Raw genomic sequence first — 8,923 nt, 5'->3', positions numbered from 1 at the left:
ACCGGCAGCAGCCCACGCGACCGCACCTTCGGCGCTGACCTAGTCAGTTGTATCGTTTCAATCCACGCGCCCGCACGGGGCGCGACAGCCCGCAAGGCCCACGACGCAGCCCAGGCCAAGGTTTCAATCCACGCGCCCGCACGGGGCGCGACCTTGTCCATCAAGGTCTGGATGCGCTTGAGCTCGAGTTTCAATCCACGCGCCCGCACGGGGCGCGACCACAAGCAGGCGATTCGCTCGAAAGCAACTCGCTGTTTCAATCCACGCGCCCGCACGGGGCGCGACGGAGGGGTGTCGGTGGCTTTCATCGCGGCCTCAGTTTCAATCCACGCGCCCGCACGGGGCGCGACGTGCTGGAGCCCGAGGGCGTGCTGGTCTTCAAGTGGTTTCAATCCACGCGCCCGCACGGGGCGCGACGCTGCAGGATCTCCGCGCGCTCGGCTTCGCTGTAGTTTCAATCCACGCGCCCGCACGGGGCGCGACTCACAGGAGCTATCCAGCTCGGTCGCAGGCAGTGTTTCAATCCACGCGCCCGCACGGGGCGCGACGACCGACCCTTTCACGACAGCCATCGCCGATGTGTTTCAATCCACGCGCCCGCACGGGGCGCGACCGGGACTGGTGGAGTTGGGCGTACTCCTACTCAGGGTTTCAATCCACGCGCCCGCACGGGGCGCGACGGGGTACTTATAGAGCAATTTCACCGCTATGAAAAAAGCCAGGCTTCCGCGAACCAGGCGGCACTGTCATGCTGCGGGATCGGCGTTCAGCCATTCGCTCGCCCACCCCCTTTTGAAAACAACAGCTTGCGCGGCTGCGAACCTCAAGGGCAGGCGGCGGTCACTTGGGGTTCGCGCGGAGGCTTAGAAGACGAGGGGGGCGTCGAGGTCCAGCACGGGCTTTGCGCCGATGTGTTCGACCTTGCTTCGCCAGTGTTGGCCCAGGTAGTAGAACCTGAGGCTGTCCTGGGCGGGGTCGATGATTTGCATCAGCCGCGCCTTGAGGGCGACCCATTGCGCGGCGTCCACTTCTATTTCGAAGACGGAGTATTGCGCGCGCTGGCCGAAGTCCCGGCAGGCCTTGGCGATGCGCCGCAGGCGGCGGGCACCATCCGGGTCCTGGGTACGGACGTCATAGCTCACCAGGACCATCATCGGCACACCTCATTTCTCATCGCCGGGCCGTCCCAAGATGAAAAAGCGGCTCCCTCGGGGGGCAGCGGACCTTGCGCAGCAAAGGGAGCGTGGGGGCCATGTTTCATTTCCAAAGGAATGGCGGATAGGCATCGAGATCACCGCGCAGGTGTCGGGCCAGCAGTTGCGCCTGGATGAAGGGGAACAGTCCGATGGCGGCTTTTTCTTCGATGAAGGCGTGGCGCAGTTCTTCGCGCTTGCGTTCCTGGTAGGCGGTCAGCACGGTCTTGCGTGATGCTTCGTTCAGCAGAACCGCGCCGTTGTCCATGGTCTGGAAGTCGCGCTCACCCAGTTGCTTGCGGTTGATCAGCGACAGCGCCAACCGGTCCGCCAGCAGGGGGCGGAATTCCTCCAGCAGGTCCAGCGCCAGGCTGGGGCGCCCGGGCCTGTCACGGTGCAGGAAGCCCACGGCGGGGTCCAGGCCCACGCTTTCGAGCGCGGAGCGGCAGTCGTGCGTGACGAGGGTGTAGAGAAAAGACAGCAAGGCATTGACCGCGTCGCGCGGTGGGCGCCGGCTGCGCCCCTGAAAGCGCATGGCGGGGCTGTCCACGCGAATGAGCATGTCGAACACGCCGAAATAGGCCTGCGCCGCCTCGCCCTCGTAGCCGCGCAGCATGTCCAGGCTGGTTTCTCCGGGCAGTTTGTCCGCAATGCGCCCCAGCCGCCTGTAGGCGTGCGTCAGTGCTGCCTCGGCTTCGGGCTCCAGCTTGTCGCCGTGGTCACGCAGTGCCCGGCCCAGGACCGCGCGCTGGTTGTGCAGCTTGCCCAGCAGGATGTTGTGGACGATGGCGGCGCAACGGCCCGGATCATCGCTGACCCGGTACTGCTGACGGCGCAGCAGCACGTTGCCGGAAACAGGCCCCTCCACCCGCGCAAGAAAGCGCCCGTTGGGCGTGAGAAAGCTGGTGCAGATGCCCTGCTCGGCGCAATAGCCCATCAGCGGTGGAGACACCAGCACGCGTCCGAAGCAAACCAGGCTCTCGAGCATGTGCACCGGCAGCCGGGCACGCTCGCGCTGCTCGACCTCCATCACGATGTTGGCACCGTCCTTGCGCAGCCAGGCGCCTTCGGTGGTCACGTACAGGGTGTTCAGTTGCCGTCGCATGGACCTTCTTCCATCTGCTGGCTCCATTGCGCTGACAGCCAGGCATTGACACTCTGGGTGCGCCCCAACAGCCTGGGCTGGCACAGGTCCAGCAGCGAACAGGCATCGCACAGCCGGGGGCTGTAGCGCGCCGTTGGCGTGGTGCCCGAGTCCAACATGGAGCGCACCGCGGCAATGGTGCCGCAGGTGAGCTGGCGCAGTTCGTTGTCGAAGCGCACATCGGTGCGCCTGCGGGCCTCACCGTAGTAAAGGGCGCCCGCCTCTACCGGCTGGCCCAGCATGGACTCCAGGCACAGCGCCTGGGCGCAGAGCTGGACTTCATCGGCACGATGGGCCTTGGGCCGGCCGCGCTTGTACTCCACGGGAAACGCTCGCTCGCCCTGTGGGCCCTGGTGGAATTCCACCACGTCGGCAATGCCGGTGATGCCCAGGCGCGTATCGGCCAGCGGCATGGCCGTGACAGTGCGCACACCCTTGCGCCGCTCGGCCTTGGGCTTGTCGGCCTTTTCGTGCAGCAGCCGGCCTTCAGCCGTATGCCGGCTTTCGGCCCACAGTTGCTCGACATGGATGAGGGCGCATTGCCTTGGGCAGTACAAGTAGTGTTGCAATGCCGACAGGGCAATGGCGTCGTCTTCGCTCATGGTGCGTCGGCGGCTTTGCCACCCGTCTCAGATCAGTTCCCGCAGGGTCACGCCCGAAGGCACGGCCGCAGTGTCGATGTGCACACGGTAGTCAGCAAAGCGCCGGGGAGCGCCCGCATCGGCCGACTGTGCGGACTCCACCTTGACGGCGTCAAACAGCACATGCGCAGGCGCGTTGCCCATGGCGCTTTCATGTTCGAAGACGATGAGTTTGCGCGCCGCCATCTCGCCGCGTGCGGCGGAGCGGTCATGCTCGAACATGTTGATCAGCGCGCGCCAGAACAGGTCCAGGTCCTCGTTGGAAAACCCGGTGCGCTCGGCCAGCTTGGCCGAGATGAAGCCATGGGCACGGTACAGGCCGTAGGGAATGATGTGCTTGCGGCCCATGGTGCGGTTGTCGCCACTCTGGGCTTCGGCCTCTTTTTCCGTGGTGACGGCCATGCGCGTGATGGAGATTTCCAGCGGCACCACGGGGTCGATGGAGGTGGCGAAGGCCATCTGTATGGGTCCGCGCACCTGGCCCGCATTGACGCCCGTGGTCATGACAGCGCCGAAGGTGCGGATGTCGAAGAAGTTGGCGCACATCCAGGCCGTGATCTCGCGGGCCTTGGCTTCGTCCTTGGGCAGTTTCTTGTCTTCGGGCTTGAGGCCGATGGCCTCGTAGGCCTTGCGGTGCTGGTGGTTCAGGATGGCCTTTTCCTGCATGTAGATGGCATGGCCAGGCGCATCTTCCTTGTCCAGGCTCACGAAGTTGCGGATCTTGCGCTTGAGGCAGACATCGGTGACCAGGCCTCGATTGGTCTCGGGGTCCAGGCGCGGCAGGTTGCCGGCATCGGGATCGCCATTGGGATTGCCATTGGTGATGTCGAACAGGTAGACGAATTCGTAGCGGTGGGCGATGGCGGTCATGCGGGATCTCCGTCAGTGCGGTCTTCGGTGGAATCGGTGCTGTCGTCGTTGGCGGCAGACTTGTTGAAGCGGCTTTGCGACTGGTGGTAGTAGCCGATGGCGAAACGGCCCTGGTCTTCGATGCGCAGGCTGCGGGGGAAGCTGTCGGTGAGGCCGCCGACAATCTCGCCAATGTCCTTTTCCAGCCCCACGGCAGCGCCCGGCCTGTCCTTGCGCAGGCGCCCCAGATGGTTTTGCGCATTGCGCAGCAGCATGGGAAATACCGATGCCGGCGTGGCCGAAGCGGCGCCGTAGTAGCGGTCGCGGATGGTCGCGTTGACCTGCCCGCCCAACGCCTGGCGCTGCGCGCTTTCCAGCACGGCGAAAAGGCGGCCCAGCCGGTAGGCCGCGTTGGTGGATTCCTTGTCCAGACTCACGGGGATCTCCTCCTTGTCACTGTTGATTCCGAGGCGGCGCTCACGCGCCAGAATGCCTTTGCAGATACCCACGCGCAGCCCCGACAGATGGCCGTCGCTGCGCATGCGCATCAGCACGTTGGCCAGCAGACTGCGTGGATAGGGGCGGCCGGTGAGCACGGCGCGCATGAACTCGCCCACGAGATTGCTCATGGCGTCATCCATCTTGGGTGCGCTGCCCTCACGGTGCGGTGCCGTGGCCAAGACCACGCGGTAGGCCGACGGGGCCGTCTTCCAGGGCTGTGGCTCCAGCGCGAAGTCATGGACATGCTCCGCCAGGCGGCGCGCAAACAGGCCCAGCGTGCCGACCTCCCAGAAACGGATGGAGATGCGCGAGGCATTGGGCGCCAGGCCCAGCACGTACATGCGCGTGTCTTCCTCAAGCCTGGGGTCGATGTCGCTGAGCGGCCGGCCTTTCTGCACCTTCTCCAGTTCGATGCGGATGCGCGCGGCCTCCTGGTCGTCCGAGGGACGGTCATCGAGCAGGTCGGCCAGCAGCGACTCGGCCCGTACGGCCTGTTCGGCCTCCTGGCCATCTGCGGCCTCGGCCCAGAAGACGATGCTGGTATCGCCGATCTGCAGGCGCTGGCGGTTATGCTCGCCGCGCCGCAGCAGGTGGTTGAGCACGGTGGTGTAGGCAAAGGCGGCCTGCTCCGAGACAGGTGCGTTGTCGCCCTGGCTTTTGCCGTAGGAGGTGAATGACTCCTGGTTGAAGGAGACGATGGAGGCGCCGGAGCTCTGGGCACCACTGACGCCCTTGATGACCGGGTGCAGGCGCGCCACGGGCAGGCTTTCGCCGCTCACAAGACAGGTCGCCACCGATTCCTGACCGCTTTGTCCACCGTCGTCGCTGTCCAGAAGCCGGGCACGCAGGGCCTGAGCGGCCGGGCGTACGTGCAGATAGGCCTTTTCGCCATCCATGCGGAACACCATGTTGGCATCGAGCATGTCCGGGGTGAAATGGGGCGCTTCGAATTGCTGCGGCGTCCAGGCATCGAGAAAGCCCAGCAAGGCCTTCAGGCCCGCGTCCTGCGTGCCGGCCAGATGCTCGCGGTGCAAGGCCTTGAAGGCTTCATGCTCCTTGTCCGCGCGCTTGCTGGTGGCGCTCACGCCCAGCACATAGCTGGTCTTGTCCCAGAGGAAGTTGGACTTGATGCCCACCGTCCTTTTCTCAGGCTGGGGCACGTTCATCACGCACGGCAGCGGCTTCTTGCCCGTGGTGTCTCGGATGTCGTTGACCTGCACCACACGGCCATCGGTGGCCAGCAGGATCTCGTAGCTGATCTTCTCGGGGCTGTAGCCAAAGGGCGCCAGGCCCTGCTCACGGCGTTCCAGCAGCCGTTGGTAGTAGGTGGCAAGCGCCTGCAGGATCATGACTTGAGTTCCTCGCTGTTCCAGGGCGGCACGGCGATCACGCCACCGGACATGCTGGCGCGGAAAAAGCGCGGGGCCATGCCGTTGGCAAAGTCGATGTCGTGCAGCATCCAGCCCAGGTCCCGCTCGGGCAGCAGGCTTTCGTGCGGCGTGGGCAATGCCTCGCCGTCTTCGAGCAGGCCGAAGTCCGCCGGAAACTCGCGCACGCCCAGGCAGGGCATCTGAAAGCACTGGCCCTTGCGCGCTCGGCGGTTGAAGATGTCCAGGTGCTTGCCCACCGAGTCGTCGGCGCCTGCCTTGGGCGTGAGCTCGAAATGCGCCTCGATCACATAGGCCACGTCGCGCAGCACCGTGGCCGCACGCTGCTGGCGGTCCTGGTCCACATGTGTGACCAAGCCTTCCGTGGAGCCGGCCTTCATCGCCTTGGACACACTGGCCGGAGAGATCTTGCTGCCGACCTCGTTGCGCCGTATCGATTCAAAGCGGATCGGCTTCAGAACGTGGATGCGGTCTACGCTCCAACGTATGGCCGGCTTCCAGTGGATGGCCTCCAGAATGCCGCGCGCGGCCGAAGGCGTGATGACGTCGTAGCTGACACGCTCACCCTTCATCTCGGGTCTGGTGAAGCAGGCGCGCTCGCCTTTCACAAACAGACGAATACCAAAAGCCATAGGTAAATCCTCCCAAATGGATGCCCCGAAGGCGAACCTTCGAGGCACCTACTCTGACTAACCGACAGACTTTTCTTGTAGTTTCAACCCACGCCAAGCAGAAGCTTGTCAAGCACATCCCAAAATTTGGACGAATTGACTAGCGCCAACCCAGCGACCACCACCCATGGCAATAAGGCCCTGCGACGCCGGATGCGCAGCTTGAGCTCCAGAGCGAAATCGTTTTGTTGCTTGCCGTGATCATCCATTGCACGTTCCTGCCATGTTGGTGGAGCTAAGCATAACAGCAAAGCTTCTACAAAAAAAGACTGTCGTATTCTTTTAAATGATCGTACTAGACACCTCCATGAACGTCGGGTCATCCCATGTCAAGCCGTAGCGTTTGTTGTATAGGTCGCCATGAGTCAGAACCATGAACTGCTCACCCCACTTATCCGGGTTCACGGGCGTAATGGCCCCGGCCTTGCGCAGTGCATCAAAGCCTTGTCGCGGCAGTTGCACCAGGTAGGGCTGCAGGCTGCGCGCCAGGCCCACGCTGCCTTGCGCATGCTCCAGCGCCCGCAGCGCGTCCCTGGCCTTGTCGTCATACGGCACGATCACCGGCATCTGCACGCTGTCGATGAGCCGGAACTTCGCCGCCAGGGTTTCCATCGGCAGGCTGTCGAAGCGGCTTGCCGTCAGTTGCCCCAGCAGATCCGGCACATCCAGGGCCTGCGAGCCCTTTTGCCAGTACAGCAGCGAGAAGTAGCGCTGGATGGCCTCGGGGGCCAGAGGCTGCGCCTCGAACTGCCTGAGCACTTCTCGCGCCTTCTCCGCGTACTGCTTGAGTTCAGGTGGCGGTGCCCAATCCGGATTGCCCGGCAGAAACACAAGCAGCTCGCTGGCATCCCTGGCGCGCCGTCCCTCCCGGTTGCAGCGGCCAGCGGCCTGGGCGATGGAGTCCAGGCCCGCCTCGGCACGCAGCACGGTGGGAAAGTCCACGTCAACTCCGGCCTCGATCAGGCTCGTCGATACCAGCCGGCAGGGTTTGCCTTCCTTGAGCATCTGCCGCACTTCGGCCAGCACCTCGCTGCGGTGCCGGGCACACATCAGCGTGGTCAGATGGCGTGCGCCGGGCAGATCGGCCATGGCCTGGTAGACGGCCCGCGCATGGCGGCGGTTGTTGACGATGCACAGCACCTGTTCGCGCGAGCGCATGTGCCCGGCCAGCGCCTCGTCGTCCAGCACGCCCAGGTGCCGCACGCGCACGCGCTCCAGTTGCGTGAACAGCCGGTCCGGGTCGGGCGCCAGCTCCCTCATTTCGTTCAGGCCGCCCTCGAAATCTGGCGCCACCAGTGCAGGCTGGGTCGCGGTGCATAGCACCACGCTCGCGCGGTAGTTGCGCGCCAGTTCGTCGATGGCCGCCACGCAGGGCCGCAGCAGCTTGAGGGGCATGGTCTGGGCCTCGTCCAGCACGACCACGCTGCCCGCGATGCGGTGCAGCTTGCGGCATTGCGATGGCCGGGCGGCAAACAGGCTTTCGAAGAACTGCACGGCCGTGGTGACGATGATGGGCGCGTCCCAGTTCTCCATGGCCAGCTGCAGCTTCTTCTGCGCCTGGTATTTTTCAGGGTCGTCGCGCGGCGGCTCGGTCTGCACGAAAGCGCTGTGGTGCTCCAGCACGGCGGCGTCGCCCAGCGGGCCCAGGGCATTGCGGAATACGGCGGCGTTCTGCTCGACGATGCTGGTGAACGGAATCACGAAGATCACGCGACGCAGGCCATGGCGTATGGCGTGGTCCAGCGCGAAGGCCAGCGAGGCCAGCGTCTTGCCCCCGCCCGTGGGCACCGTCAGGGAAAACAGCCCCGGCGCCAGTTCCGCCTGCGCACGCACATGCTGCAGGATGCCTGAGCGAATGGAGTTGACATCGCCCCCCGCCGGCAGACCTGCCAGGAAGTGATCGAGCTGCTCGCGCAAGGCCTGCAGGCTGGGCACCGGCTTACCCGCGCTGCGATGATCGGGACGGCTTTCCGTCTTCAGATAAAAGCGCTCCGTATCGAGAAAATCGGCATCGACCAAGCATGAAAACATCATGCGTGTGAAAAATGCCAACTGGAAATTCTTGCGTTTGCCGTCACAGGGCTTGAGATCGACCATGGGCAGCTTGGCGGGCAATGCGATGTCTCGCTTCCAGGCGGAATCGAGCGCCGGCAATTCATACCCGTCATCGAGCCGCTGGCGCAATGCGGATCTTTCCCCTTGCCCATCCCCATTGGCCAATCCCGCATGGTGCCCGGCAATGCCATAGGCCAGCAAATGGCCTATTCCGGGATAGTGTCTGGCTGCAATGCGCGCGCCCCAGGTGGAGTGGTCCACGCGCAGTGCGCCGCCTTGCAGCCGAAGTTGGTAGGGCTCGGTGTACTTGCCCAGGTCATGCAACCAGCCCTGTATCTCAGCCAGCTCACCGGCACCGAAGGCCTGTGCGAACTGTCGAGCCAGTGTGCCCACACCCTTCAGGTGATCCGGCAGGGATTGCCAATCGGCCTTTGAAACATTGGCTGTGGAATGCGCAAAGAAGTCACCCATAAGACAATTC

General features: G+C 64.4%; 8 protein-coding genes and 1 CRISPR repeat array. All 8 genes read right to left on the bottom strand.

All coding sequences use genetic code 11. The features are described from left to right. Positions 1-54: 54 nt before the first annotated feature. A CRISPR array of direct repeats spans positions 55-680; the repeat unit is 32 nt; unit sequence GTTTCAATCCACGCGCCCGCACGGGGCGCGAC. A 183-nt stretch (positions 681-863) separates the two neighbouring features. Further along, positions 864-1,154: a CRISPR-associated endonuclease Cas2 gene (cas2, locus tag DTS01S_RS24585; RefSeq protein ID WP_016453846.1), complete on the bottom strand. Its 291-nt coding sequence runs from the start codon at positions 1,152-1,154 to the stop codon at positions 864-866. 103 nt (positions 1,155-1,257) lie between these two features. Then, complete coding sequence (cas1c, locus tag DTS01S_RS24580; RefSeq protein WP_061289328.1) at positions 1,258-2,298, bottom strand: type I-C CRISPR-associated endonuclease Cas1c; 1,041 nt, start codon at positions 2,296-2,298, stop codon at positions 1,258-1,260. Next, positions 2,283-2,939 (bottom strand): CRISPR-associated protein Cas4, encoded by a 657-nt coding sequence (gene cas4 / locus DTS01S_RS24575; protein ID WP_061289325.1) that lies wholly within the window; start codon positions 2,937-2,939, stop codon positions 2,283-2,285. Before cas4 ends, cas1c begins: the two co-directional genes overlap by 16 nt. A 27-nt stretch (positions 2,940-2,966) precedes the next feature. Further along, a complete protein-coding gene (cas7c, locus tag DTS01S_RS24570; RefSeq protein ID WP_061289322.1) occupies positions 2,967-3,848 on the bottom strand; it encodes a type I-C CRISPR-associated protein Cas7/Csd2 in 882 nt (293 codons plus the stop codon). Then, positions 3,845-5,677: a type I-C CRISPR-associated protein Cas8c/Csd1 gene (gene cas8c / locus DTS01S_RS24565; protein WP_061289319.1), complete on the bottom strand. Its 1,833-nt coding sequence runs from the start codon at positions 5,675-5,677 to the stop codon at positions 3,845-3,847. Before cas8c ends, cas7c begins: the two co-directional genes overlap by 4 nt. Continuing rightward, on the bottom strand, positions 5,674-6,348 hold the full coding sequence (gene cas5c, locus DTS01S_RS24560; protein ID WP_061289316.1) for a type I-C CRISPR-associated protein Cas5c: 675 nt from the start codon (positions 6,346-6,348) through the stop codon (positions 5,674-5,676). Before cas5c ends, cas8c begins: the two co-directional genes overlap by 4 nt. A gap of 83 nt (positions 6,349-6,431) precedes the next feature. Continuing rightward, the gene (locus DTS01S_RS30685) at positions 6,432-6,596 is read right to left on the bottom strand and encodes a hypothetical protein (RefSeq protein WP_156493787.1); all 165 of its coding nucleotides are present in this window, start codon (positions 6,594-6,596) and stop codon (positions 6,432-6,434) included. Positions 6,597-6,669: 73 nt separating this feature from the next. Then, positions 6,670-8,913, bottom strand: a complete 2,244-nt coding sequence (locus DTS01S_RS24555) for a CRISPR-associated helicase/endonuclease Cas3 (protein WP_061289313.1) — start codon at positions 8,911-8,913, stop codon at positions 6,670-6,672. Positions 8,914-8,923: the final 10 nt, after the last annotated feature.

Source organism: Delftia tsuruhatensis NBRC 16741, assembly GCF_001571325.1.
GTDB classification, from domain to species: Bacteria; Pseudomonadota; Gammaproteobacteria; order Burkholderiales; family Burkholderiaceae_C; genus Comamonas; species Comamonas tsuruhatensis.
Note: the sequence above shows the minus strand (reverse complement) of the source record. Positions and strands in the feature narration are given on the sequence as shown.

Coding starts and splice junctions, on each gene's coding strand:
- cas2 (WP_016453846.1), bottom strand. CDS start 1,154: ATGATGGTCCTGGTGAGCTATGACGTCCGTACCCAGGACCCGGATGGT.
- cas1c (WP_061289328.1), bottom strand. CDS start 2,298: ATGCGACGGCAACTGAACACCCTGTACGTGACCACCGAAGGCGCCTGG.
- cas4 (WP_061289325.1), bottom strand. CDS start 2,939: ATGAGCGAAGACGACGCCATTGCCCTGTCGGCATTGCAACACTACTTG.
- cas7c (WP_061289322.1), bottom strand. CDS start 3,848: ATGACCGCCATCGCCCACCGCTACGAATTCGTCTACCTGTTCGACATC.
- cas8c (WP_061289319.1), bottom strand. CDS start 5,677: ATGATCCTGCAGGCGCTTGCCACCTACTACCAACGGCTGCTGGAACGC.
- cas5c (WP_061289316.1), bottom strand. CDS start 6,348: ATGGCTTTTGGTATTCGTCTGTTTGTGAAAGGCGAGCGCGCCTGCTTC.
- DTS01S_RS30685 (WP_156493787.1), bottom strand. CDS start 6,596: ATGGATGATCACGGCAAGCAACAAAACGATTTCGCTCTGGAGCTCAAG.
- DTS01S_RS24555 (WP_061289313.1), bottom strand. CDS start 8,913: ATGGGTGACTTCTTTGCGCATTCCACAGCCAATGTTTCAAAGGCCGAT.